Consider the following 25,749-nt stretch of genomic DNA (forward strand, 5'->3'; position numbering starts at 1 on the left):
CCCCGTCTCACCATCAACAACAGCTTCTGGAATACCACCATGCCGGGTGGCGACCACTGGTAACCCAAAACTAGCGGCCTCTAGATAAACGATGCCAAAACCTTCAACCGCCCCGTTCACCGTTCGTGGGGTCAAGCAGAAAATTGTCGCTTGGCGCATAAGATTGGCAACTGAAGCATCTGGCAGTAACCCACGAAATTGTACCTGCGGCTTTGTACCAACCAACGACTCAAGACGTTGTCGCTCCGGTCCGTCACCGACAATCTGTAGTTCCACACGTGGAAAAAAATGCCAAACAGTTTCCATAGCAGTCAGTAGCGTGTCAAAACCTTTGCGTTTAACGAGTCGCCCAACAGAAAGAATCATTTGCTTTTGTGATTGCGCTGCAGTGCTGTCCCCATATGCCGCTGGAATTGGATACAGCACTTGCACAGGCAACTCAGGAATATCAAGTCGTCCAACGGCTGTCGCCACATACGCGTTCGCTGCTACGACGCGTGCCGCTCGACGGCATATCTGCCGTATCATCCATCGCCGACGCGGTATGGAAGTCGCTGCGGTAATGTCCATGCCATGCACGAGTACGGTGTATCGAATCGTACGTACATACGAAAGAAGCCATACCGGTATGCCGAGTGGTAACACTTGACCAACTAAAATCTCACGTCCTGGTCTCCACCACCGAATAAGAACAAAAAAAGTAGCCAGCCAATGCGGCCACAGATAACGGAACAAAAGCTTACTGCCAGTCGGGTGCAGAGTACTTCGATCCACGAGAACGGTAATGCTATCCTTCAGCGTTGCGGCTAGTGCTCCATACATTCGGGCCACGCCGCCAATCTGAGGTGGATGCTCTAGGGTAAGGAGCAAATATCGAGACATATTACGCCTCTACGACAGGACGACGGAGATAGCCACTGACCCGTCTGATTTCACCCATAGATACCTCACGAGACAGTAAAACAACGGCACCGTACACGAGGACACCGATACTAATTTGCATACTTAACGGTGCACCATAAAGACCAAGGAGCCACACGGAAAAGCCCATAATGGCTGCTGCGGTGCACAGTCGCGCTAGTGATAAACTCAGTGAACCCCAGGGCAACGAAATCATCTTTCGACTATACACGATGCTCAGTATAAACATAACGACGTTTGCAATACTCCAGGCGACACTAGCGCCGATAAAGCCAAATGCCGGAATGAGATACATATTCATAGCCAGGTTGAACCCCAAACCAAGACCAAGTATCGTCGTTTGTTTACGCGCCTGATTTGCGGCGTTCAGCAGCGCTCCAAACGGAAAGGTCAGAAACATAAACGGCAAACTTGGTAGGAGAATACGTACTGCTGTTGCGGCTGGCGCATACCCTGGGCCAAGTCTGAGCACAAAGGCATCAGCTAGCACAAAAAGCCCCGTTGCAATTGGCAGCGATACCAAAAGAAGATACCGAATAGCCACTTGCGTAATTGATACAAAAAGCGATTTATTTGAGAGAAACACCGCGCTAAGCGTCGGATATAAGGCGGCCACGAAGGCGGCCGGTATAAATCCGAAGGCATTCATGGTCTTAGCGGCCACGCTATAGAGACCAACCGCCGCATTGCCGACGAGTGCGCTCAGTAGTACCGAGTCTAACTGGGCGTAGGCGGTTGAAAAAAAACCAGCAATAGCGAACGGCAGAAATGATGCTTTTAGTAAACGTGCTGACTCCAGGTCGCGTACGTATGCTGCAGTATCGACATGACGAAGCAGCGCAACACTCAACCATCCATACCCAATAAAGCCACCAACGAGTATGGCAATACCAAGCGCTAGCGGCGTCGGCATGACAAGAAGCGTCGCGACACCGGCCAGGAGCACACCTATTTTTTGAAGCACCAAGGCAATAGCTTCGTATGATAGTTCTTGACGAGCTCTAAAATAGCTATAGCCACTCAACGCAAATGAATCAAAAATCGCCACGAGTCCAGCCACGGCAACGAGCGGCAGCCGCGGGTGTGGTATACCAAAACTACCAAGTATAGATACCGAGCCGAGGAGCACAAGCCAGGTCACTACAGCCAATACGGCCTTCGCTCGTAGTGACGTTGTTAGTAACTGACTCGCCAGGTGCGGATAGCGAGCACCCTCACGAATGAGTACCTGACTAAGCCCGAGGTCAATAAAAAAAGCAAACAGGGTGCTGTACGCGAAAGCGGCCACGTACTCCCCGGTTGCCAGCTCACCTAACCGATGAGCAATGAAAAGGAAGAAAAAATACGAAATAATTTTCTGCAAAACGAATGCGGCTGTAACGTACGCCGCATTCGTAGCCATCCTGTCGGTCGTATGCATAGACTACCAGAATACCACACTCCGAACTCGACTGCTTATTCAATAGTAGGCGCGAGTACGCTAACGGTAGCAGTGGACCGACCACGAGGATTGCTGGAAACAAATATGTCGATTGTTGGGTGTGGTCGCATGTCATCAAGCCATTTCGCATAACGATCCTCGCAGGTGTACGTTACGCCAGCCACTACAACTTGCGTGCCCAATTTTAAGGACATTGGGCAGGCGGCGGCTCCAACGTACACGGCTCGCCCGCTCGCCATCAAACACTTACCTTTCCGAATGTTGTGGCAGCTGTCGGCGTAGCTGTATTGCGTAATGACTGCTTTAAACTCTCGCTCCACCGCAACCGCTGCTTCCTTTGTGTCGGCTTCTATAGCTGACAATGAGGGTGCGGCGGCGATACCGGTCATTGGCCCATAAAATAGACCAACGAGTACTGCGATGCTAGCTGAGATGCGTAAGTGGCTCAGAAATAGTGAATGCTCACTTTTTTTGGTATTAAAAATATGTCTCCGGCGAAGTGCCAGGACGATATTGGTAACGATAATGTATTTTTTAGCTCGCTTGGTTATGCCCATAAAGCTAATGAAAAACCCTGCGGGTAACCGTCAGAGTTGGCAAATATACTAACAAAAAACTACTTTCTTGTCAATACCTAAGAGGCGAACCCGATTTGGATTCGCCTCTTGGAGTGTAAAAGTATTTTGATTAATTCTATCGCTTCTGCCACTGTGGGGCTCGTCGGGCTCGCTTCAAACCTGGCTTCTTTCTTTCTTTAATACGGGCATCACGGGTCAACCATCCCATTTTTCGCATGACGGAACGCCAATCTTCGTTGTGAACCAACAGTGCTCTAGCAACTGCCAAGCGAACGGCCTCGCTTTGGGCATGCTTCCCACCGCCCGCTACCTTAACCGTAACGCCAACATCCTCCAGTAAGTTAACGTGCACCAACGGCTCAACCGCCACGTCTCGCCACAGGGTGTAAGGGAAATATTCAAGAATTGGCATCTCGTTCACGATAAACTTACCATCACCCTTCACGGTCAAGCGTAAACGCGCCACTGCCCGTTTTCGCCGACCAATAGTCTGAATATAGTCCTTTGGTGCTGTAACTTTCTTTACTGCTTTCTTTGCAATAGGCATAGCTTAACGGGTAACGATTCGTAAACGGGCCATTTGCCCCCGACTTAGCTTATTTTTTGGCAGCATTTGAGAAACCATGCGTCGCATCACTTCTTCCGGTCGCTTTCCCCATAGCTCTTCCAGAACGACTGAACGAAGTCCGCCAGGGTAACCAGTGTATCGGTGGTACATCTTTTGCTCCAGCTTCTTACCCGTAAATTTGGCATCCTTCAAATTTGAAATCTCCACAACGGCACCTTGGTCGAGATGCGGCAACCAATCAGCCCGATGCTTACCCTGGAGGTATTTGGCAGCTTCCGTAGCTACCCGCCCCAGACTTTTGCCTGTGGCATCAATTTTCTTAATAGTTCGTTCTTCCATAGTAGCTACTAAACTAGTTCAATACGCGCAATTGCCGCACCGTCCCCTGCTCGAACACCCAATTTAATAATTCTTGTGTACCCACCATCTCGCGCCTTATACCGTGGTGAAAGATCGTCGAGAGCTTTGGCAACGGCTGGCTTAACAGGAAGCAACTTTAGCAGCGACCGACGCGCGGTCAAGTTATTTTGCTTTGCCACCGTAATGGCGTGTTCCACAAGCGAACGCACTGCCTGGGCTTTCGCAACCGTCGTTGTTACTTTTTCGTACAAAATGACGCTGGACGCCAAGTTACGCAACAACAGCTCACGCGGTGCTTTCTTTCGGTCGAGAATTACTCCTGTGTTGCGATGGCGCATACTTTTTAGGCGTCCTTTTTAGCTCGTTTCTTTACTACTGGCACAGCTTCTTCAGGGGTAGCAATCTCCGCCACCTCGTCGCTACCAGTTATGCCGAGCGCACCAATGTGAGCGAAGTGATCCACCAAAATTTTGGCTGAGGCCTTAACTGCTTCCTCGCCGCTGATAGTGTTGTCCGTTTCAATGGTCATCACCAGCTTGTCAAAGTTAGTCATCTGACCAACCCGAGCTCGTTCTACCGTGAAGGAAACGCGTCGAACTGGTGAATAGAAGGCATCAACAGTGATAATACCTGCCTCACGCGGCAGTGCGTCACCGTATGAATCACCAATGTCGTATCCCCGACCCTGCTGTACCCACAACTCCATATCGAGCGCAGCGTCTTTGCTGGTAAGGGTCGCCAGGACGAGCTCTGGATTAGCAATCTCAATACTACTATTTGCCGTAATATCGCCCGCGGTCACTTGTTTCTGTCCTTTAGCATGAAGTTCTACCTTAACAACCTCGTCATTAAAAAGCTTCAATCGAAGCTGTTTCACATTCATGATAATTTGCAGCAAATCTTCTTGCACCTTTGGTAAAGCCGTAAATTCATGGGGCGCACCGGCAATACGTATGGCGATAACAGCCGCACTTGGAAGTGAAGAAAGTAAAATACGATGCAGGGCGTTACCAACCGTTGTTCCAAATCCCGGGTACAAAGGCTCCACGACGAGCTTACCGATACCCTTTTCGGCACCAGCCTCAAATCTAATTGTTGACGGCAAAGGAATTCGTTCCATAGTTTGTTTTAGCGTGAGTAGTACTCAACAACAAGTGTCATGTTGAGATTTTGTGGGAAATCTTCCGGCGCAGGCATGGAGAGCACCTTGCCACTCAAGCTGTCACGATTCGCATCCAACCAAGACGGCATGGGTGCCTGTCCTGCGCCACCAGTAAAGACCGATTTCATGAGCGGCCCTTGCTTTAACGCCGGTTTCACTCCAACGGTCTCGCCGACCCGAACTTGGTACGACGGAATGGTGAGTCGCTTGCCGTTTACTTGAACGAGACCATGGCTAACCATTTGACGAGCCTGGGCGCGTGTCTTGGCAAAACCCATTCGAAAAACAGTATTGTCGAGCCGTCGTTCTAGACCACGCAAGAAATTTTCAGCCGTGTTACCAGTCTTTCGAATGGCTTCATCGTAATAACGACGCAACTGCTTCTCCATGACGCCATACATAAATCGAGTCTTTTGCTTTTCTTTCAGCTGTGTACCAAATTCTGTAAGTCGACGATAGCCTTTCGGGCCATGCACACCCGGTGGCTGTTGACGGCGTGAAGATGGACACTTATCGCTCGTACAAAGCCGTTCTCCGACTCGACGACACATGCGATGTTTTGGACCAAGTATTTTTCCCATACTTTTTTATACGCGCCGAGCACGCGGACGGCGACAGCCGTTGTGTGGAATCGGTGTAATGTCTCTAATGGTTGTTACAGAAATATTGTTGGCGTGTAAGGCACGAATTGCCGCCTCACGACCCGAACCAACGCCTTTGACGAGGACGCTCACTTCTTGCAGCCCATAGGCCTTTCCGCGCTCTAGGGCGTCTTTGACAATAACCCCAGCTGCATATGGTGTTGATTTCTTTGGACCCTTAAATCCAACTCGTCCAGCGCTAGACCAGCTCACCACATTACCATTGAGATCAGTCAACGTAATGATGGTGTTATTGTATGTGGCTTGAATGTGCGCCTGGCCTTGTCGCACTTGACGCACGGGTTTACCGCGACGAGCCCGTCCAGTTGCCTTCTCGGCAGCTGCTGGCTCGGCAGGCGTCTCACTCGTCGTTGGTTCCAAAACTTCGTCCATTTCCATATAGGTGCTCTAAGTCTTCGTCAAAATACGCTTTCCGCTGCCCATTGTTCTTCGAACGTTTCCACGAACGGTACGGGTGTTTGTCTTACTGCGTTGACCACGTGCTGGCAATCGCTTGATGTGCCGAGTGCCACGGTACGAATTGATGTCTTTGAGGCGCTTGATGTGGCCAATAATTTCTCGTTTTAAATCTCCTTCAACACGAAGTTTCTTTTCAATATACTCTCGAAGCAAGGAAACCTGCGCTTCTTGTAAATCTCGCGTTCGAATATCTGGACTTACCTTCGTTTCCTTTAGAATTTTTTGCGCGGCCGCCAAACCAATACCAAAAATGTAGGTCAGTGCTACCTCAATTCGCTTGTCGTTTGGAATTGTAACACCAGCAATACGCGCCATACTAACCCTGTCGTTGTTTATGCTTTGGCGTACGACACACAACTCGCAATATGCCATTGCGTCTGACGTGTCGGCACTGCAGACAAATTTTCTTTACTGATGCTCGAACTTTCATAGTCTTAATATCGATAGGTAATCCTGCCCTTCGTCAGATCGTACGGTGTCATTTCTATACGAACACGATCCCCGGGAACTATACGGATTCTGAATTTACGCATTTTTCCGGACAAGTGAGCGAGTATTTCAGGTCCATTATCCAGCTTAACGCGAAACGTCGTTGCTGGAAGCAATTCAGTTACTTCACCGTCGACTTCTAAAAAGTCTTTAGAGGTATCAGCACGATTTTCTTCAACTCGTACTTTCCCTTTCTTCGCCTTTGCTATAGAACCTGAAGTTAGCATCCGGCAATGCCGGAAAAATAAAATCACTTGGTGCAGTCGCTCAGTATTTTTTACTATAGCGATTTGTACCAAATGGCCCAAAAAATGGATTTTCAGACATACCGCAACTGCTCCCCAAACTGGTGCGCAATTTCGTTTAGCCTACAGATATTCGTACTGTATGTCAAGGATTATGGTCACATTTTCGTAGCGGAACGGTAAAAACCGAAAAAAGCTTGGAAAATGCCTAATTTCTACCGCAGTAACGTTCGGTATTCCCTCAAAATAGGCTCGTAGCTGTGACTCATTTTTACGCCTTGTGTAGTAGTCAGTCTTAGAAATTGAAACTATTGGAACAGCCTTAGCTGAAGCCACTAGAATTACCGCCGTACGATTTTCGTCAGTGTCGCTTGTAGTATCTATCTCAAAGCTTGTCGTAAGTGAGTCGTCTAAAAGTACCAGCTCGCGAGAAAGTGCAGCCTGAATAGCGGTTTCAGCAAACTGCTTTGTGTCCTCACTGGCCGCGCACCGCACCGTATTTTGAATGCGAATTGTTGGCGCGTCGGGAACACACAACGCATCAGCCTTGGCAGCGAAAACGGCCAAGTTCGGCAGCGATTTAGAAATGGAAGTATCAAGCGTCGCCGGCAGCCGAACCTGAATTGGCTCTGACGCAACGGTTACCCGCACGGTCGCATGATGGGCAAAGAGAACGACAATGAGTGCTGCAATGAGAACAATACTCCACCCCAAAAAGCCTTTGGCGTGTCCCCCCATAAATCCGACTAGCGAACGACGGCTCGAATACGACGTATGCCTCGAGAAACAGCCTCTTCTTTGGTGATTACAAACGTACCAACCTGCGCTGTGTGCGTAACGTGTGGCCCACCACACACTTCCTTACTGTAATCTCCCATTTCATACACCTTCACTTTTTCTCCGTATCGGCTTTCAAAAAGACCCAGCGCGTTAACAGCCTGAGCTTCCGCAAAGGTCATCTCCCGCCAACTCACCGGTAAATCGAGTGAAATGGCCTCGTTTACGGCTTTCTCAACAGCCTGCAACTGCTCTGGGGTGAGTTTAGTGTCATGAGAAAAATCAAAACGCAGCCGATCACGGGTAATATTTGAACCCTTCTGAAACACATGCGCTCCAACAATCCGTCGCAGTGTCTCCTGTAATAAATGCGTGGCCGTATGCAGACGGGTGCACTCCCACGAATCGTCAGCTAATCCACCGTGAAATTTTTTTGTCACGTCTACGCGGGACAGTGCCTGATGCTGCTCAAACTCAATTGCGAACTCAGTCATTATCCTACTCCGATCGTACATACGTCGCTCGTCGATAGAAAGCGCCGGCAAAATAACTCGCTCTAATTCCTCAAGGGACAGCTCCACTGGAAAGCCATAGGTCGCGTACATCATAAATATATCCTGACCAGTAATGCTGTCGGAACTCGCTTTATGCTGCTCTACAATTTTGGCCAATTCCCGCTCCCCTCGAGCCAACGTCAAACGAAATTTTTGCTCTTCTGCGCCGATAATCTCAGCAATTTGGCTCGTTCGCGCGAGGACCTCAGGGTATGCCTCTTTATAAGAGGCCGTAATTACACCAACAAGTGAAGCCAACGAATTTTCCTTCATACCCAGAAGGTCCATGTGTCGAACGGCGCGACGAAGGAGGCGCCGAACCACATAGCCACGCTCTTTGTTTGATGGCTCTGCGCCGTCAGAAATGAGAAACGTCGCCGCCCGAAGATGGTCCGCTATGACGCGAAACGACCAACGAACGTTTAGGGTCGCTGTACGGTAATCAACCTGACTACGCACTTCAACTGCCTGGACAATCTCGGCTAGCGAATCAACGGCTGTAAAAACATCCGGATTATTATTCGCCGCGGCTGTTGCTCTCTCTAAACCGCCACCGTAGTCAACGTTTCGCTGTGGCAAAGGCTCAAATCCAGTCTCAGTTTTTCGATACTCCATGAAAACTGAGTTACCAATCTCCATAAATCGCCCGCAATCACAGTTGGGATGACAAAACGCGCCGTACGTAGTGTCGTGCGGAATCTCAGTAAATTCATAGAAAATTTCACTGTCTGGTCCTCCGGGTTCCCCAACAGGCATTGCTTCGGGTCGACCAGCTCTACTCCACCAGTTTTTTGAAGCATCGAAATAGAAAATTCTGCCATCCTGCATGCCAATTTCGTTTCCACGCTCTGGGGTTAACAGTTCAACGTCTTTTGCGTCAATACCTACTCCCGCAAACAAGCCCTTCCAAATGCGAACCGCTTCCTCGTCACGAGGAATATTGTTAGCCGTATCACCCGCAAAAACAGAAACGTAAAGTCGCGCGGGATCAATACCCAATTCACTCGTAAAGAATTCGAAGCACCACGGCAACTGCTCAGTCTTGAAGTACTCCCCAAGTGACCAATTGCCCAACATCTCAAAAAAGGTGGTATGTCGATTATCCCCTACTTCTTCAATATCTTCCGTTCTAAAACACTTCTGTGAATCAGTTAGCCGACGACCCTCCGGATGCGGCTCACCCAAGAGGTACGGCAAAAGCACTTGCATGCCCGAGCCAGTAAAGAGTGTGGTAGGATCGTTCTCAGGTGTGAGTGGCCCCGACGCCAAAGCACTATGCTGCCGAGAAACGAAAAAATCGATATACTTTTTACGAACTTCAGATGATGAAAGCATAGAATTGTTTCTACAAGGATATACCATATGGAAGAACGACTCAACGCCTATATAGCAAAACGCTCCCGCTGGTCGCGGCGAGCGATTGATGCGCTCATCGATAGTCAGCAGGTCATGGTCAATGGTCGCATTGCAACGCTCGGCCAAAAGGTATCTGACGCTGATGTAATCATGGTGAGTGGCGAAACAATTTCTACGAATCGTGAGCTTCCGACTTACTATATGCTGAACAAACCAATTGGCTGGATAACAACAACCGCGAGTGGCAGCCAAGACAACGTTATGGCAATGCTGCCGCCAACGCCGCGCGTCTACCCCGTTGGTCGGCTCGATGTTTCGTCATCTGGACTGCTGCTACTAACGAACGACGGTGAACTTGCCGTCCGACTGACCCACCCTCGCTATCAGCACGAAAAAGAGTATGAGGTAACCGTGGCTGAACCTATTGGCGACGCTGATTTGGAGCAGTTTCGTAACGGTATGCTCCTCGCCGGTGAATTCACGTTACCCGCCAAGGTTAAACGCTTGACCACAACAACCTTTCGTATTGCCATTCGCCAAGGGAGAAACAGACAAATACGAAGAATGTGCGAAGCTCGAGCCCATACTGTCGTGTCCTTGCGACGCACCCGTATTGTTTCTCTCCAGCTCGCAAATCTCCCGGTTGGGCAATGGCGGACACTAACAAAAGATGAAGTCCATCATCTACGAGAGGCGGTTGGATTGTCCACAATAACCCCACCACCCATAACGACGTCTCCGTCGTAAAGTACGGCTGATTGCCCTGGGGTGACCGCCCGCTGTGGTTCGGCAAAATGGAGCAACAGTGAATCTTCGCTATAGTCAACAGTGACGGGTACAAGTTTTTGACGATAGCGAATACGAGCCGTGTAGGTCTGCCCTATTGTCGGAGCGGCACGCAGCCATGAGGCGTGACTGAGCGCCACCACAGACTGAAACAGCGCTGGGTTGTCGTGGCCAGGAGCGACGTAAACAATATTTTCTGAAACGGAAACTCGAACCACGTAAAAGGGCGCGACCCCAGAAACGGCCACGCCATGCCGCTGCCCAACGGTAAATAAGGCAGCTCCAGAATGTTGACCAATCACCCGCCCGTCGAGTGTCTTAATATCCCCCGGGGTGAGCGTGAGGCCAGCTTCTAAGAAGGCCCTCAGCGAAACAGGACCAATAAAGCAGATGCCCTGTGAATCTTTCTTGTTCGCCGTCGGTAAATGCGCCTCATTTGCCAACTGCCGAATACGCACTTTTGTAAACTCACCAACGGGAAATAATGAGCGAGCCAGCTGCGACTGCGTGAGTGACCACAAGAAGTACGACTGATCTTTTGTTGTGTCTACGCCGGTAAGGATCTGTGCGCCGTCACTCGTATCACGACGCCGAACATAGTGGCCTGTTGCTATGTAGTCAGCCCCATCCCGCATGGCCTCATCGAAAAAAGCACCAAATTTAATTGATCGATTGCAGGACACATCTGGATTCGGCGTATGACCAACGGCATACTCCTCAAAAAATTCGTCGACAACCTCTCTTCGATATTTGTCAGTAAAATCATAGGTACGAAAAGGTATGCCCAAAGTTGCCGCTACCGCGGCCGCGTCACGTCGCTCGGCACGCCAATTACAGCTGTCAGCGAACTGTAGGCCCCGAGGCGTCACAAGACCTTCCCAGCACTTTAAATAGACGCCAACCACATGGTATCCCTGACGCTGCAACAAAAGGGCGGCGACTGAAGAGTCAACACCGCCGGAGAGACCAACAAAAACTGTTTTTTTGGGACGTCTCAGCATGGTGTTTCGTATGCTAGCGGTCACCGGTTGAGATGTAAAGTTACGGTTTTCCCAAAAGCAGTAGTACCCCCACCGCAATGAGGTACGCAAAAAAACCAACCGTTAAGATTTCGCTCGCAAAAATTGGCTGCTGTGAGATATCTAAATATATTGCCCAGACACCAGCCCCAAGCCCTCCCCAAACGATACCGCGCTGAACAACTGCTGGGGATAGTATATGCCGACGGGTAGTCGGCACTTCAATAGTCACAACCGGCAATTGTGGCGGCCTGCGCCCAAACATTAAGAATCGTTAAGTGAGATAGTTTCACCAGGATCGACACTGCGCCAATGTGGCGTAACTGGTTGCCGGGCTACGGTTGGTGCTTCCATTTCAACCGGTGTAGGCGCTGGCCTTTTTGTTTCAATAGCAACAGTCCGTCGGACTTCTGTTGAAGCTTTGGTTTCAGTCGTAACAGTCCGTCGGACTTCTGTTGAAGCTTTGGCCGGTTGCACAATCGGCTTCGGTTGGACTTCTACCTGCGGAATTACCGGACCACTTTTAGCCTGCTCACGCCGCACCTCGCTTAAGCATGACTTACAATAAACCGGCCGTTTACCATCCGGCTTAAAATTAACCTCAGTAGGCGCGTTGCAGCGAGCGCAAAGTGCCGTAAAAACCTCCTTAGGCGAAGCTGCGGTTGCGGCCGTAGCGGTAACTGACGCAACCGACGGCGTTGCTGGCTTTGGCGTAGCCACAACGGGCCGAGGTTGCGGCGAAGTTCCAACACGCTCAATGCGTGGTGGTTGGGCACTGATCGCCTTATGCTCATCAATGGCCTCTTGCTCTAGGCCACTTGCCCATCGAGATATTTTATCTTCAATAACCTCACGCGGCTTGGCAAAACGCTCACGAGACACCCGAATAACTTTGTCTCGGTTATTGTAATCGGTTACCACCGGCATCAACGTGTTCGCTGAAAATGGGGTTGAGGCAACACCATCAATCATCAGCTTCAAATAAATTTGCCACTTGGCAAGGTTCACGAGATCTTCTTCGGTAAAATACGGAGTAAATTCTTTTACTAAGACTTCGGCGTCCGTAGCACCAACGCGGAAACAAACAATCGTACCAACGTTACCGAATACGGCTGCGGTGACCTTCTCATCAAGTTGTTCGATGTATTGGTGAGCGATGATGAGGTTAAGACGATACTTACGAGCCTCAGAGAGAATATTCGCAAAGGATTCTGTGGCAAAGTTCTGAAACTCGTCGACATACAAGTAAAAATCTTTTCGTTCGGATTCAGGAATATCAATTCTCGCCATGGCCGCCAGCTGAATCTGTGTAATCATCATGGCACCCAAGAGCGCCGACGTATCTTCACCAATTCTTCCTTTTGAAAGATTCAAAATAAGAATCTTTCTGTTGTCCATGACGTCACGAATATCTATGGATGACTTTACTTGCCCAACAACGTTTCGAATGAGTGAGTTCGATAAAAACTGTCCAACTTTGTTTTGAATTGGCGCAATTGCTTCCGCCTGAAAGCGGTCCGGATATTTTGAATACTCGTCGACCCAAAAACTGCGCACCACCGGATCCTGAATTTTTTCAATAACTCGCTTTCGATAGGTTTTGTCAGTAAGAATACGGAGCACTCCGAGGAGGGTTGAACCGGGATAATCGAGGAGCGCCAAGATGGCGTTTCTAAGCACATACTCAAGACGAGGTCCCCATGAATCTGCCCAGATTTTTTTGAAAACGCCGACGAGCCCAGACGCTACAAGATGTTTTACGGCTGGGTTCACTGTTTCAAGAATATTAAACGCTATTGGAAAATCGAGGTCCGCCGGATTCACGTAAATAACGTCGTTCACCCTGTTCGACGGTATAAGATCAAGTGCTGCTTCGGCCAATTCACCGTGTGGATCAATGATTGCTAAACCATTTCCACCGATAATATCCGAGTACACCATCTGCTTGAGTAATTCAGATTTACCCATGCCGGTCTTTCCAATGATGTACATATGCCGCCGTCGATCGTCACGCTTTATGCCAAACAGCCGGCACTGATCGCGGTAGTTCGTTTCAGCAAAAAACGTTATATCGTTTGGTGAAGGCATAGCTATTGTGTGGGCAAATTCGGCGGTTCAGTCGGAGCTGTTTTTTGAACTGTTGTTGGAAATTCACCACCAGGCAACTCTGAAGCATAGGGCAAGGTGGTTGGTGGTGGCGTGTGCTTAAAGTCTGTTCGCTGCACCATCGCGCGTATTGGCTCAGTTAGGGTTTTCGCCGGGAAGTGCCACAACGAGGCAAGCTCTTCGGTGTTTAGCACGTAGGGACTACGACCATAGCTGACGCTACGGTCCTTGTAGTGCGCCATAATCTTGGTACGCTTTCGATTTTTACGCCAGTCTTTGAAAAAATAATTAGCGTGTACGCCGACGTGCTTTGTATCTGGTTTTAGCGAATTGATATCCTCAGTGTTGAATTGCTTAATAGCTCCAACGAAGGCCTCTCGACGGCCACGGTGCACAGCGTAGCGCTCTTTCGTGGCAATATAGATGTAGCGAATTTTAGTTTCAAAACCTATTTTTTTAATTTTTCTCGCCATGGCCTCAACTTGCTCGCGCTCAAACGGCGGCAATAGTAAGGTGCCGCTCTTCTTCGGGTCGTGCGCACCAGCATCTTCAAGAACTCCAGATTTACCAGCGAATTGATCGGAAGCAGAACTGCCGAACTTCATTAACTCTCCAAAAATTGTGTTGAGTAACCCGGGACTACTGTGGTGTTCCTGGGTCATTTCTTTCATTCTTTCAATAACATGGTGCTTCCAATGATTACTGATGGGTTCAATATTAATTTGAAACCAGTACTGTTCACCGGGACCAATTTTACTCATGGTTTCAAACATAGCGTTCAGTGGGTCTTTCAGTTCTTGCGTCATCTGGTGCTCAAACTCTGGATAGGTACGGAACGGCAACGCCTCGTTTTCTACGAGAACAAATTCGGTGCCATACATGTCATAGCGCTCATCGGGAAAGACAGTTGGGTAGCCCTTTGTATAATCCTCAATTTCCGTAATCTGTGCGTCCGGGTACTGGCTATAAACCGCCGCCTCGACTAAATCACGTAACCCTTCGGTCGTTCGAATAATAAACTGTACGTACCCCTCGATACTGACAATCTCCATCGAGAAATGTGCTTGCACCTTCCCTATCCAATATTTCTCTAACAAAGTGCTCGTGCCATGGGCGCCGGCGAGGTGCGCGAAAATATTTTCAACAGCCTTTGGCGACTGAATATTATCTTTTGGCACATCAATGGCCAGTAAAATCCACTGAAAATTGTGGTGTTCAAAATGGTGTTGAATGTGGAGTACCCAAAAATGAATAAACAGTTTCCACATGGCTATTGCAACAATCACCCATCCGCCTTTTATGAAAAGGTACCAGGTGAGCTCTATCGACGTAACGAGCGGTGTCGTTCCGTAAACTGCTTTTTCAAATAATGTAGAAACGGTTTCAAGAAAACTCATGAAAATTATTTCTTTTCAACTAGTGTGTAGCGACCATCAGAATCTTTTTCGAACAGGGAACGATTGAGTAGTGCTAAATGAATCGTTTGCTGCTTCACAATGCGGCGCGCCAACACCGCGCTCACAAGCTGCTCTCGGGTCAACGCACCTTTTTCCTTCACTATGGCGACGATGACGTCAGAAACGGTGCCTGGTCGATAACCCCATTCACGAAGCGCATACGTACCCCGACCAACGAGTACGAAGCGTTTGTCGAGGATGAGTTCGTTGTGCACTGAGGGAGGCTTCGCTACCTTTTTGTCAAAACCAGCCGCATTCACACGGGCACTAATTTCTGTAAAGTGAAGTGGCTTACCCTCATGCTTGAGGATAAGATAAATTTTATCATTCATTCGCCGCGGCCGCACGGTCGGCCAGCTACTAAATCCCCATTCACCAAAGATATTTCTGTCGAGTGGCGCCGCTGCCGCTACGTAAGCCATAAGTACACCGTGAACTTCAGCTTTACTTACCGGAACATCCAAATCAGCCACGTCGCCAAACTGACGAGCAAAACGAATCGGATCATGTACTAGTTTACTCTGCTCGGCCGCATAAAAATCCGTCTGACAATACTTCTCAAAAAGTGCGACGTCGGTAAGTGGTGTAGTGCCTTCACTGAGAACACGAACAAACTCTCCAGCCGCGCGTTTGAGTAAGGTCAGGTCTGAACCAACTAAAACATAGAGCGGCTTTAGCTCGCTCGTTGCCGCAACTTTACCTACAACGTCATTTAGTATTTCTTCTAAAAGAAAACGCAAGCACTGTTCGGCTCGAGTTTTTTCCGCAGGCGAAATAATAACAGTACCTTCAGCGGTCAGAATTTCATTAATGAAGAAAAATTCTTCTACCGCGCCGCCATATCGCCGTAGGAGATGTTCAATTGTTCTCACCAATTGCTTCACGTCGTCGTCGCGCTGCGCCAAAATACGAACCTTTTCTGTCGTCGAACGAGCAATTTGCCGAATGCGCTCTCTCGTGACATTCAGTTCCAAACCGATATGTTCTAACGTTGCGGGCGCAACCCCTTGCGGCACGCCATAACGCTTCGTTAGTACACTTCGTTCCCTGTCAGTTAGTTCTGAAAATAGATTTGTGATTGTATGCACCGGGTCAAACGAGCGCATCTCGTCCACATGGCGCTGCGTAATGATTCTGTCCAAAATGCTTGAATCAGCCATAAAAATGCTACATTTACAATAAATTTATATTAGCACAAATATTGGATAATGTCAACAAAACACCCCGACGTCAAGTCGGGGTGTTTTAGCACGCTTTCGTAAGCACTACTTCCCGTGCTTCTCTCGCCAAGCAAATATACTTACAAGCAGCGGTGAGGCGATAAAAATTGAACTATAGGTTCCGAAAGCGATACCGATGATTAAAGCCAGAACAAAAAAACGAATTGATTCACCACCAAACAGTAGTGTAGCGAGAAGCACGACGAGTGTAGTGAGTGAGGTATTGATAGAACGGGCCAACGTCTCGTTGACGCTGCGATTAACCACTTCCGAGAAGCGATCAGTGGCTCGGTGCAGATTCTCTCGAACACGATCGAACACAACAATAGTGTCATGCACAGAAAAACCCAGAACTGTTAAGAGCGCGGTTACAAACAAAACACCAACTTCAACTCCAAGATACCGACCGAAAAGAACAAACGCACCCATTGTGATAAGAACATCATGAACAAGCGCCACAATAGCGACGACACCATACTGCCACGACGGCACGGGTCGAGAAACTTTTCTGAAAGCCCACGATATATACAAAATAATAGCGAGAAGCACAGTCAACACCGCAACCCAAGCTCGCTGTCTGAGCTCAACGCCAACCGTTGGTCCAATGGTTGTAAATCGTTCTTCGACGACACTAGCACCGTCAATGGCGAACGTCTTCTGTAGGGCGTTGAGTACCGCTTGATGCTCTGGTTCAGTGACATTTCGAAATCGCAAACTGACCCCATGCTCGCCAAGTGGTGCTGCTTCTGAAACCCCAACGATAGGCTCAACCGACTTCGAAACGTCAGCCATGAGTGGTCGTGCCTCACTGAAGGTTACTTCCGACAGTGAACCGCCAGTAAAATCGATGCCTGGCTTTAAGCCCCACCCAGGAAGCAGTAGCAGGAGTAACGATCCTGCCGTTAGCGTAAGCGAAAAAACGTAAGCAATTCTTCTATAGCCGACAATTTGAATAGTGCGCATAGAAAAAATTAAATCTTATCCCCTACTACCCTGCCGTAGAGCCACAACCGGCGGTTACTCTTCTCGCTCACTACGGCGCGAAGGAATGTACGGGTGACAGAAATTGCGGAGAACATGCTAATGATAATACCGATGGCCAGCGTCAAGGCAAAACCGCGAACAATACTTGTTCCAAACCAATACAAAATTAAGCACGTAATGAGCGAAGAAACGTTTGAATCACGAATTGATGTCCAGGCACGAGGGAAGCCTAACTCAACAGCCACACCAAGTGGTTGACCCCGTCGCAATTCTTCTTTCATTCGTTCAAATATCAAAACATTAGCATCCACCGCCATACCAACCGACAGAATGAAACCTGCAATGCCGGCGAGCGTCAAGGTAACTGGCCAGAATTTAAAGAGTGCCAACACAAGTGAGCCGTACACGAGGAGTGCCAGCACGGCCAAAAGTCCCGGTAATCGATAATAAAAAATCATGAACAGTCCAACCAATACGAAACCGACGAGAGCAGCTTTCAGACTGTCCGCAATGGCTACCGCGCCAAGACGCGCCCCAATTGTCTGCTGACTCAGAAGGGTGATTGGCACTGGCAAAGCACCAGCGTTTAATCGTTGCGCTAACAGTTTTGCTTCGTCCACGGTAAACGTTCCAGTAATAACCGCCTGACCACCGATAATGGCCTGCTGCACTGTTGGCACGCTAATGGGCTGGCCATCAAGAAATATTCCAACAGGCTTACCAATATTACGACCCGTAATTTCCTCAAAAAGTTTTGCCCCCTCGTCGTCAAAGGTTAGCTGTACTTGCGGTTGACTGGTCTGTGGATCAAAGACAACGAGCGCAGTTTTAAGTTGCTTTCCCGATAACGTTGTGTTCTTCCAACCAGCTGATGCGTCCCCGGCTAAATAATCTTGCTCAGTCGGTACGCGAACTAAAATATGACGGAGATGAGCTTCGGTAGCTCCATCTTCGGCCTTTCGCTCATCAATCTTTTCAATAATGTGGTACCCGAAAGCCGTTTTAACCAAACGCTGCGTCACGCCGCCAACCGCTAAAGTATCAAAGGCAGCGTTAGCAAAATCTATGTCTAGTATATCTCGCTTTATGTAGCCCAAATCGCCGCCACTATCTTTCGAGCCTGGATCCTCAGAAACTTCCTTGGCCACAGTCGCAAAATCTTCACCCTTGAGAACTCTAGACAGTGCAGCCGTTGCTCGCTCTTTAGCAATACTGTCACCGGCTACTAGCGCGGCTTTCTGCTCGGGTGTCAGCTCAACCGCCGCTGGCGCTTCATCTTGCTCCTTAAATTCCAGTAGCGGTGTTTCGCCAATCTGGGCGATAGCCTCGTTTACATCGTCCACACCAGCCAACTCTACTAAGACGCGCCAGTTGTCTCCAGAGCGATCAGTTTGTACCAATGGTTCAGCCACACCAAATGCGTTTACCCGGCGTTCAATAACATCCCGTACCCCCTCGAGCGCCGAGGCGCGATCAGCTTCAGGAATTTTTGATGTATCTGCGTCGTAGAGTAGCTGCGTACCACCAACTAAATCTAACCCTAAGTGAAACGGTGTTTCTGTTACAACTGGTAAACGTACTTTGGCAACATCTTTTACAAAGGCAAATGCCTCTGGCATGGAGCGCGTTTCTAATGCTGCCAACTGACTATTTAGTGCCGTTACAGCATCGTTATAGGGCTTTGCATAATTGTACGTACCGGTAACAAGGGTTAATAGCACTATGCCGGCAATTGACCAGCGAATCTTGCCGTGACGTGTCGACCAGCTTAGACGAATGGTCATGAACACCACTTTAAGCCCCTGCACTAACGTAAAAACCGCGAAGCCAATCCACTCCAGTGGTTTAACTAATACGTTCTTTATAGCTTGAAAATTGACCTTGCTCATGCGTTCCTTAAAGAAAATAGCCTATTGGCTAGAGTTGACTTATGGTAGCAAATGCTGGGGCTGACGCAAGAGCTGAAAGAACAGTGCAATCAGCGTACCTACGCCCCATGACACTTCTTAAACTTCTTCCCTGAACCACAGTGACACGGATCATTTCGACCGATTTTCGGTTCGCTAATGAGCGCGCTCGTGTTCGACGAATTACCTTCCCCCATTACTTTTGCTGGCGCAGAAAGCGTTATGTTTCTGTTTGCGAGTAGCGACGCTGGTGCTGACTCAATGGCCACAGTCATCTTATAGATACTGTAGACGACCTGTCGCCTAATGTATTCGAGTAAACCAGTGAACAGCGTATACGCTTCCCTCTTGTATTCAACCAATGGATCGCGCTGTCCATAGCCGCGTAACCCAATACCCTGCCGCAAGTGATCAATGGCTTCCAAATGTTCTATCCATAGGGTGTCGATGGCGCGAAGCAGCAAACCGCGTTCGGCCGACAAGAAAACGTTTGGCTCCTTGGTCGCTTCAATAACTCGTTCACGTACTTGCGCATAGGCTTGGCGAGCATCAACCATAATCGCATCAATGAGCATCGTTCGCTCTTCGGCGGGACTTCCCAAATGCTCAGAGTCTTTCTTAAAATAGGAACGGACGCGTTCTTCTACCGCTCGAGACATGGGGTAGATAGTCCGCAATACTTCGCAAATCTCTTTGCCGTCTGACGAAGTACTACCAACACTGGTGTGGAAGGAGACGACCGTCCCCACTTCGTCCGCCACCATTTCAAGAATGGTTTCAGACAACTCGTCTGTACTGCTTGCTAGGTCCCGCTCAAACTGATCCAGCACTTTACGTCGTTGCCGGTAAATGGTTTCTCGATGTTTGTTGATGACGTCATCGTACTCGACCAAATGCTTACGAATATCAAAATTGTGCCCTTCAACACGATGTTGCGCCGACTCTAACGCTTTCGACACAATGCGATTTTCAATCGGCATTTCGTCCGGTACCCCTAGTCGCTCCATAAGACGCTTAATCCGCTCAGAACTAAAAATTCGCATGAGGTCATCCTCGAGCGACACATAGAACTGTGAACACCCAGGATCGCCTTGCCGACCAGCTCGACCACGCAGCTGGTTGTCAATTCTCCGCGCCTCATGTCGTTCAGTACCAATGACAAAAAGCCCACCACTTTCAACTACTGCCTGGTGCGCTTCTTCCCAGGCAATTTTAGCGGCGGCTGTTTCCACCCCATCAGTCAGTCGCGGAGCTGACCCACCCAAAATAATATCGACACCACGGCCAGCCATGTTTGTGGCCAGCGTCACGGCCCCGGTGCGCCCGGCTTCAGCAATAATTTCAGCTTCTCGTTCGTGATTCTTGGCGTTCAAAATTTGATGAGGAACCCCTGACTCGGTCAACAACTGGCTTAGGTATTCATTTTTTTCAATCGATATTGTACCGACAAGAACCGGTTGCCCTGCCTTATTACGCTCCGCCACCTCCGCCACCACAGCCGCAAATTTTGCTGCCTCAGTACGATATATTCGGTCAGCCAAATCTTTACGAATCATTGGCCGGTGCGTTGGTATGACGACGACATCAAGTCCGTAAATCTTACTAAACTCTTCGGCTTCAGTTGCCGCCGTACCGGTCATACCGGCCAATTTGTTATACAAGCGGAAGTAGTTTTGCAGGGTAACCGTGGCGAGCGTCTTACTTTCACGCTGTATGGTCAAACCTTCTTTCGCTTCAATGGCTTGGTGTAACCCTTCCGAATAGCGCCGACCGTACATCATGCGACCAGTAAACTCATCAACAATGATGACTTCCCCATCTTTCACAACATAATCACGGTCCAGTTTATATAACCGTTCAGCTCTGAGTGCCTGCTCTATGTGGTGCACCGTTTCGAGTCCGGCCGTTGTATATAAATTCTCAACACCAAGGAGCTGCTCTAATTTCGTAATACCAACCTCCGTTAATGTCGCCGCCCGCATTTTCTCGTCGACGTTGTCGTCTACTTCTGGCACAAGCCGCCGAATGAGATCAGCGAATTGATGGTAACGACTGGTCGATTCTTCCGCTGGAGCAGAAATAATGAGCGGCGTTCGTGCTTCGTCAACCAAGATGCTGTCAACCTCGTCTACGATGGCATAGTTAAGTTCACGCTGCACGCGCTCGCTGTTATTCATCACCATGTTGTCACGCAGGTAGTCAAAGCCGAATTCGTTGTTTGTGCCGTACGTGATATCGCACGCATACGCCTGGGCGCGCGTCACCGGAACTAAACTTCGACTAGCTTCGTCGTAGCGAAACGCGGCATCATGCTGGATACTACCGACAGTAATTCCGAGCGACGAAAAAACCGCCCCCATCCATTCACACTGAAATTTTGCTAGATAATCGTTAACCGTGATGAGGTGCGCACCAGTACCGGGTAATGCATTTAAATAAAGTGGCGCTGTGGCGGTCAATGTCTTTCCTTCACCAGTTCGCATTTCGGCAATGCCGGTGCGATGCAGTACGACGCCTCCCATAAGCTGGGCGTCAAAGTGACGCTGCCCCAAGGTCCTCTTAGCCGCTTCACGAACAGCGGCGTACGCATCAGGCAGCAGCGCATCAAGCAATTCGCCTTTCGCAAGTCGATCACGCAGCGCACGCGTTACTGAACGCAAGGCAGCATCATCTTTGGCCTGGTACACCGGCTCTAAACCAGTAATGACCGCAACTGTCGCCCGCACTTCTTTTAATGCGCGCGCGTTTGGGTCGCCGAAAATACGAGTAAGAACGCTCACCGTCGTTTACTTTATTGCAATGCGGGCCGGTCGGTGATCGCGATCTAGCTGTTTTTTGTGCGCCTTACTAAGGTCACGCTTTAACTCAGTGCGCAAACTGTCAATGGCAGCGTACAGATCAGCAGCCGTTTCTTCGGCCCGAAACACATGCCCGGGCACAGTGACGTTCGCTTCCGCAGAAAATAAACCATCCCCTTTGTGGTGGTGTGTGGAGGTAAGACCGAGGTCAAGTCGAATTTGTTGAATGCCTGGGTAGTATTTATCAAGGTCGCCAATCTTCTCTTCTGCGTAACTACGGATTGCGTCAGTGATGGCAATGCCACTACCTTTATACGTTATATTCATTGAACTATACTAGCATTTTCACACCCTTCAAGCAAGATTTCCCAGTGGGTCTTCAGAAAATCCAAGCCGCTGTGGTTCGGGCTCTAACCAAACAGCAAACTGATTCTGTACCGACCGCTGAATTTCGCGCGCAAAATGAACAACAGCCGCCGAGTTCGCACCACCGTAGTTAACAATTGCCAACGTGTGGAGTGGTGAAATGCCAACCGCCCCAATTTTTTTTCCTTTATGAAAACCGCTTTTTTCAACAAGCCACGCGGCGGAAAGTTTAATGCTGCCATTTTCATTTTTCCAGTGCGGGACGTCTGTGTACCGAACCTGCAATGCGGCAAACGCTTCAACCGTGATACTTGGGTTCACAAAAAATGAACCAACGCTTTGCAAACTATTCTTGTGTCCAATCAACATTCCTTTTGACTCCCGAATACTGAGAACGGCCGCTCGAATTTCGGCTGCGCTGCCAGTACCGGCGCGAGCAAGAACTTCAGGGTGGCGTGGTGTCTCGGGTGCACCAATCGATAAACGAAAGGTGACGCCAAGAACCATATACTGCGTACGCCACACTGTTTTAAAGGCACTTGTTCGGTATCCAAAGGCGCAGTTTGCCTGTGGTACTACAGTAATGCGACCAGTGCGTACATCGAGTGCACGAACCGATGCAATGGCCGCGCCCACTTCTTGTCCATAGGCACCAATATTTTGTACTGGTGCCGCACCAACACTACCGGGAATACCGCTCAAACACTCAATGCCGACGCCACCACGCGCTAAACTTCTCACCACGACGTCATCCCAAACAACAGCTGCCCCAGCCACAATTTCAAGCTGCCCGCTCTTTACCTCATCGGTTAAAGTGGCGTCCGTATACTGAAGCACCAAACCAGGGATACCTGCGTCATTGATGAGCACGTTACTGCTTGAGCCAAGAATGGTTATTGGAATGCCGTGCTGCGAAGCCACCATAACGAGCGTGCCAAGCGCCGACTCGTTGTCTGTGGCGCAGTACACTTCGGCCACTCCCCCCACCTTAAGCGTTGTAAGTGGCGCCAGCGGTACGTGCTGCTCAAGCCGAGCGTCTACTGCTCGTTGTGAGAGTATTTCCCAAGCACTTTTCTGTTCGCCGCGCGACGAAAAATAAGTATTCATATACGTTACTTCTGATGCAGTAAACGGCGCCCAACCTGCCAGACGTCTCCAGCACCAGCGGTTACGACCACGCTATGCATCGGCGTGGCGGCCACGAGTGCCACAGCGGCAGCGAAATCAGCCGCCATCTTCGCTTTGTCGCTAGCAATAACGTTAATAGCCGCCACTAAATCTTCGCTGGTAACTGTACCTGCCCCTTCCCGAGCTGAGGTGTAAATAGGCAGCACAACAACAACGTCTGCAGCGGCGAGCGCAACAGCAAATGCTGGTAATAACTCCGCTGTCCGAGAGGCCGTGTGTGGCTGGAAGACGAGCACCAACGGCGAACCGCTATACGCTGCTCGGAGCGCCTTTATAAGTGCCGCAATCTCAGTTGGATGATGTGCATAATCATCAATCACAATCTTATCCTCCGCCTCGCCAATGTACTCCATGCGTCGAGCCGTCCCTCTGAATGAACGAAAGGCCTGCGCCGCAACGTCACTGGTCACCCCAAGATTTTCAGTTATGGCCAGTGCGGCAATTGCGTTTCTTGCATACTGTTCTCCGGCATAGGGAATGGTGAAAGTTCCAAAAACTTCCTCGCCGCGCAGTACGGTAAAGGTCGTGCCACTTTTGCTGACGGCTACAGCAGTGAGTCGCCACTGACACGCCGTTGACGCGCCAAACCGAACAACCCGCGCCGAAGTAGCGGCACCAAGCGCCGCACTTTGCGGATCTTCATCCCACAGTGCCAACAGCCCGTCATCGGGTAAACGAGCCACAAAATCAACAAATACCTTTGTATAATCAGCTTCGCTAGGAAAAAAGTCAGGATGATCGTAATCAACATTAGTTACAACAATGCGACTCGGCTGATAAAACTGAAATTTATTTTGATACTCGTCGGCCTCATACACAAACACGTCATTACTACCGATGCGAGCATTTGATCCCCAGTCGCTTACCGGTGCACCGACAACTGCCGATGGATTTTTACCAGCCACCTCAAGTAGTCGCGCCACCAAAGTCGTTGTGGTCGTTTTACCGTGTGAACCGGCAACGGCAATACTCGTTGTAGCAAATGACGACAGCAAACCGAGGACTTCTGGATAGCTCCACTGTGGAATGCCACGCTTCGAAGCCGCGATTCGTTCGATATGCGTTGCAGCGTATGCCGTCGAGTACACCACGGCTTCAATATCGTCCGTTATATGTGCTGCTGAAAAGACGTCAGCAACGTCAATGTTCAATCTGCTAAGCACCACATCAGTTGGAAATTCCTCAGCGACGTCGCTACCCGTTACCGTGTAGCCTTGCTGCACAAGAAACTGAGCAATCGCCGTCATGCCCACGCCCTTAATGCCAATGCAGTGCACTCGTGCTGGGGGGTCCGGAAAAAGGTGCGATATGTTCATACCGTCATAACAATGTCGAGTAACGCATTTGTTCCGTTCGGAATGAGTTGCGCTAGTCGATTCGCCATGGCCGTGGCGGCCATTTTATCTTCAAGGGTACGTCTTACGAGGCGTACGAACGATTCAGCGGTTACGGTTGCCTCATCAACCACAATGCCTGCTTCGGCTTCCTGAATAACCTGTGCATTGGCCTCCTGCTGTGTACCGGGTAACGGTATAACAATTGCCGGCTTATGACTGGCAGCTAAGTCACTCAGCGTCGCCATACCGGCACGAGTTACCACCACATCAGCCGCCGCCAAGAGGTCATGGTGTTCGACGGCCAGTTCTATAGTGATGTACCGCGGATTTGTAGTGTTGCCAATACGCTTTCCGGAACCTGTCAAATGTATAACCACGGCATGCTCTAAAAGTTTCGGCAGTGCCGAAGCAACAAGCGTATTAATAGCCACTGAACCAGTGCCGCCGCCAGTGACATAAATAACCGGTAGACCGACCAACGTCGGGTGCGCTTCAAAAAATCGCGAACGACTGCCCCTTAAAATCGACGGCCGACTGGGGTTACCAATAGTTTCGGCGCCAGGTCTATCCCAAACAGTCGTTCGACGGTTAACGACCGGCCGCATTAACCGGTTCGCCAACCCATCAATTATGTCTTGCTCGTGCAGTACCACTGGAATGCGTAGTGTCCAGGCGGCCCAAGCCACCGGAACACTCGTATACGCTCCCGTTGAAACAACAACGTCCGGACGTAAACGGAGCACTAAAAGTACTGACTGCCCGAAGGCAAAAAATAAAAGAAACGGGCTAAAAAAATTTCTCCAATCAAAGTACCGACGCCACTTGGCGGTAACAATGGCGTGGTATGGCAACGTATATGAGTGAACAAGCACCACTTCCGGCCCGCGCCGCGTGCCGACCCAGGTGAATCGCACTGGCAAAGACTGTTCACGAGCCGCCTCAACAAGTGCCAAGAGTGGCGTAACCGACCCAAGGGTGCCGCCACCAGTGAGAAAAATGTGACGCATAC

Annotated in this window: 27 protein-coding genes; 1 reads left to right on the top strand and 26 read right to left on the bottom strand. The window is 49.6% G+C overall.

Features of this window, described 5'->3' with window-relative positions; translation table 11 throughout:
* The 14 genes from WC052_04885 to WC052_04950 form a co-directional block, all read right to left on the bottom strand.
* Positions 1-882, bottom strand: an 882-nt coding sequence (locus WC052_04885; protein MFA7286966.1) for a glycosyltransferase, incomplete at its 3' end; no start/stop codon positions are given.
* A gap of 1 nt (position 883) precedes the next feature.
* Entirely contained in the window at positions 884-2,341 is a 1,458-nt protein-coding gene (locus WC052_04890; GenBank protein ID MFA7286967.1) for a flippase, read from the bottom strand.
* A gap of 35 nt (positions 2,342-2,376) precedes the next feature.
* Complete coding sequence (locus WC052_04895; GenBank protein MFA7286968.1) at positions 2,377-2,919, bottom strand: hypothetical protein; 543 nt, start codon at positions 2,917-2,919, stop codon at positions 2,377-2,379.
* A gap of 136 nt (positions 2,920-3,055) precedes the next feature.
* Positions 3,056-3,487 (bottom strand): 30S ribosomal protein S9, encoded by a 432-nt coding sequence (gene rpsI, locus WC052_04900; GenBank protein ID MFA7286969.1) that lies wholly within the window; start codon positions 3,485-3,487, stop codon positions 3,056-3,058.
* Between the two features lie 3 nt (positions 3,488-3,490).
* The gene (gene rplM / locus WC052_04905; GenBank protein ID MFA7286970.1) at positions 3,491-3,847 is read right to left on the bottom strand and encodes a 50S ribosomal protein L13; all 357 of its coding nucleotides are present in this window, start codon (positions 3,845-3,847) and stop codon (positions 3,491-3,493) included.
* Positions 3,848-3,855: 8 nt separating this feature from the next.
* Complete coding sequence (gene rplQ, locus WC052_04910) at positions 3,856-4,206, bottom strand: 50S ribosomal protein L17 (GenBank protein ID MFA7286971.1); 351 nt, start codon at positions 4,204-4,206, stop codon at positions 3,856-3,858.
* A 5-nt stretch (positions 4,207-4,211) separates the two neighbouring features.
* Positions 4,212-4,988, bottom strand: a complete 777-nt coding sequence (rpoA, locus tag WC052_04915) for a DNA-directed RNA polymerase subunit alpha (protein ID MFA7286972.1) — start codon at positions 4,986-4,988, stop codon at positions 4,212-4,214.
* Between the two features lie 8 nt (positions 4,989-4,996).
* Positions 4,997-5,611: a 30S ribosomal protein S4 gene (gene rpsD / locus WC052_04920; GenBank protein ID MFA7286973.1), complete on the bottom strand. Its 615-nt coding sequence runs from the start codon at positions 5,609-5,611 to the stop codon at positions 4,997-4,999.
* Between the two features lie 6 nt (positions 5,612-5,617).
* A complete protein-coding gene (rpsK, locus tag WC052_04925) occupies positions 5,618-6,064 on the bottom strand; it encodes a 30S ribosomal protein S11 (protein ID MFA7286974.1) in 447 nt (148 codons plus the stop codon).
* Between the two features lie 15 nt (positions 6,065-6,079).
* A complete protein-coding gene (gene rpsM, locus WC052_04930) occupies positions 6,080-6,466 on the bottom strand; it encodes a 30S ribosomal protein S13 (protein ID MFA7286975.1) in 387 nt (128 codons plus the stop codon).
* Position 6,467: 1 nt separating this feature from the next.
* Positions 6,468-6,581 carry a 50S ribosomal protein L36 gene (gene rpmJ / locus WC052_04935; GenBank protein ID MFA7286976.1) on the bottom strand — a complete coding sequence of 38 codons (114 nt, stop codon included), beginning with the start codon at positions 6,579-6,581 and terminating at the stop codon, positions 6,468-6,470.
* A 4-nt stretch (positions 6,582-6,585) separates the two neighbouring features.
* Entirely contained in the window at positions 6,586-6,849 is a 264-nt protein-coding gene (gene infA, locus WC052_04940) for a translation initiation factor IF-1 (protein MFA7286977.1), read from the bottom strand.
* A gap of 159 nt (positions 6,850-7,008) precedes the next feature.
* A complete protein-coding gene (locus WC052_04945; protein MFA7286978.1) occupies positions 7,009-7,623 on the bottom strand; it encodes a hypothetical protein in 615 nt (204 codons plus the stop codon).
* 8 nt (positions 7,624-7,631) lie between these two features.
* Entirely contained in the window at positions 7,632-9,551 is a 1,920-nt protein-coding gene (locus tag WC052_04950) for an alanine--tRNA ligase (protein MFA7286979.1), read from the bottom strand.
* 27 nt (positions 9,552-9,578) lie between these two features.
* Between WC052_04950 and WC052_04955 the strand changes: the two genes are divergently transcribed.
* Positions 9,579-10,319 (top strand): pseudouridine synthase, encoded by a 741-nt coding sequence (locus WC052_04955; protein MFA7286980.1) that lies wholly within the window; start codon positions 9,579-9,581, stop codon positions 10,317-10,319.
* Here WC052_04955 and mnmA read toward each other — a convergent pair.
* The 12 genes from mnmA to WC052_05015 all read right to left on the bottom strand — a co-directional run bounded on the left by mnmA (position 10,253) and on the right by WC052_05015 (position 25,747).
* A complete protein-coding gene (gene mnmA, locus WC052_04960; GenBank protein ID MFA7286981.1) occupies positions 10,253-11,383 on the bottom strand; it encodes a tRNA 2-thiouridine(34) synthase MnmA in 1,131 nt (376 codons plus the stop codon). The genes WC052_04955 and mnmA overlap by 67 nt on opposite strands.
* A 16-nt stretch (positions 11,384-11,399) precedes the next feature.
* Positions 11,400-11,609, bottom strand: coding sequence for a hypothetical protein (locus WC052_04965; protein MFA7286982.1), 210 nt, complete (start codon positions 11,607-11,609; stop codon positions 11,400-11,402).
* 32 nt (positions 11,610-11,641) lie between these two features.
* Positions 11,642-13,465 (bottom strand): CxxC-x17-CxxC domain-containing protein, encoded by a 1,824-nt coding sequence (locus WC052_04970; GenBank protein MFA7286983.1) that lies wholly within the window; start codon positions 13,463-13,465, stop codon positions 11,642-11,644.
* A gap of 2 nt (positions 13,466-13,467) precedes the next feature.
* Positions 13,468-14,880, bottom strand: coding sequence for a hypothetical protein (locus WC052_04975; protein MFA7286984.1), 1,413 nt, complete (start codon positions 14,878-14,880; stop codon positions 13,468-13,470).
* A 5-nt stretch (positions 14,881-14,885) separates the two neighbouring features.
* Complete coding sequence (locus WC052_04980) at positions 14,886-16,100, bottom strand: sigma factor-like helix-turn-helix DNA-binding protein (GenBank protein ID MFA7286985.1); 1,215 nt, start codon at positions 16,098-16,100, stop codon at positions 14,886-14,888.
* A gap of 105 nt (positions 16,101-16,205) precedes the next feature.
* Positions 16,206-17,123, bottom strand: a complete 918-nt coding sequence (gene secF, locus WC052_04985) for a protein translocase subunit SecF (GenBank protein MFA7286986.1) — start codon at positions 17,121-17,123, stop codon at positions 16,206-16,208.
* Between the two features lie 8 nt (positions 17,124-17,131).
* The gene (gene secD / locus WC052_04990) at positions 17,132-19,033 is read right to left on the bottom strand and encodes a protein translocase subunit SecD (GenBank protein ID MFA7286987.1); all 1,902 of its coding nucleotides are present in this window, start codon (positions 19,031-19,033) and stop codon (positions 17,132-17,134) included.
* 98 nt (positions 19,034-19,131) lie between these two features.
* Complete coding sequence (gene secA, locus WC052_04995; protein MFA7286988.1) at positions 19,132-21,831, bottom strand: preprotein translocase subunit SecA; 2,700 nt, start codon at positions 21,829-21,831, stop codon at positions 19,132-19,134.
* A gap of 6 nt (positions 21,832-21,837) precedes the next feature.
* Positions 21,838-22,176 carry a ribosome-associated translation inhibitor RaiA gene (raiA, locus tag WC052_05000; protein MFA7286989.1) on the bottom strand — a complete coding sequence of 113 codons (339 nt, stop codon included), beginning with the start codon at positions 22,174-22,176 and terminating at the stop codon, positions 21,838-21,840.
* A 27-nt stretch (positions 22,177-22,203) separates the two neighbouring features.
* On the bottom strand, positions 22,204-23,322 hold the full coding sequence (locus WC052_05005; GenBank protein ID MFA7286990.1) for a UDP-N-acetylmuramate dehydrogenase: 1,119 nt from the start codon (positions 23,320-23,322) through the stop codon (positions 22,204-22,206).
* Between the two features lie 5 nt (positions 23,323-23,327).
* Positions 23,328-24,719 carry a UDP-N-acetylmuramate--L-alanine ligase gene (gene murC, locus WC052_05010; GenBank protein MFA7286991.1) on the bottom strand — a complete coding sequence of 464 codons (1,392 nt, stop codon included), beginning with the start codon at positions 24,717-24,719 and terminating at the stop codon, positions 23,328-23,330.
* Positions 24,716-25,747: a UDP-N-acetylglucosamine--N-acetylmuramyl-(pentapeptide) pyrophosphoryl-undecaprenol N-acetylglucosamine transferase gene (locus WC052_05015; GenBank protein MFA7286992.1), complete on the bottom strand. Its 1,032-nt coding sequence runs from the start codon at positions 25,745-25,747 to the stop codon at positions 24,716-24,718. The genes murC and WC052_05015 overlap by 4 nt, the downstream gene beginning before the upstream one ends.
* Between the last annotated feature and the right edge of the window lie 2 nt (positions 25,748-25,749).

This window comes from Patescibacteria group bacterium, from assembly GCA_041675205.1.
Lineage (GTDB): Bacteria > Patescibacteriota > Patescibacteriia > GWA2-46-9 > GWA2-46-9 > JBAYUF01.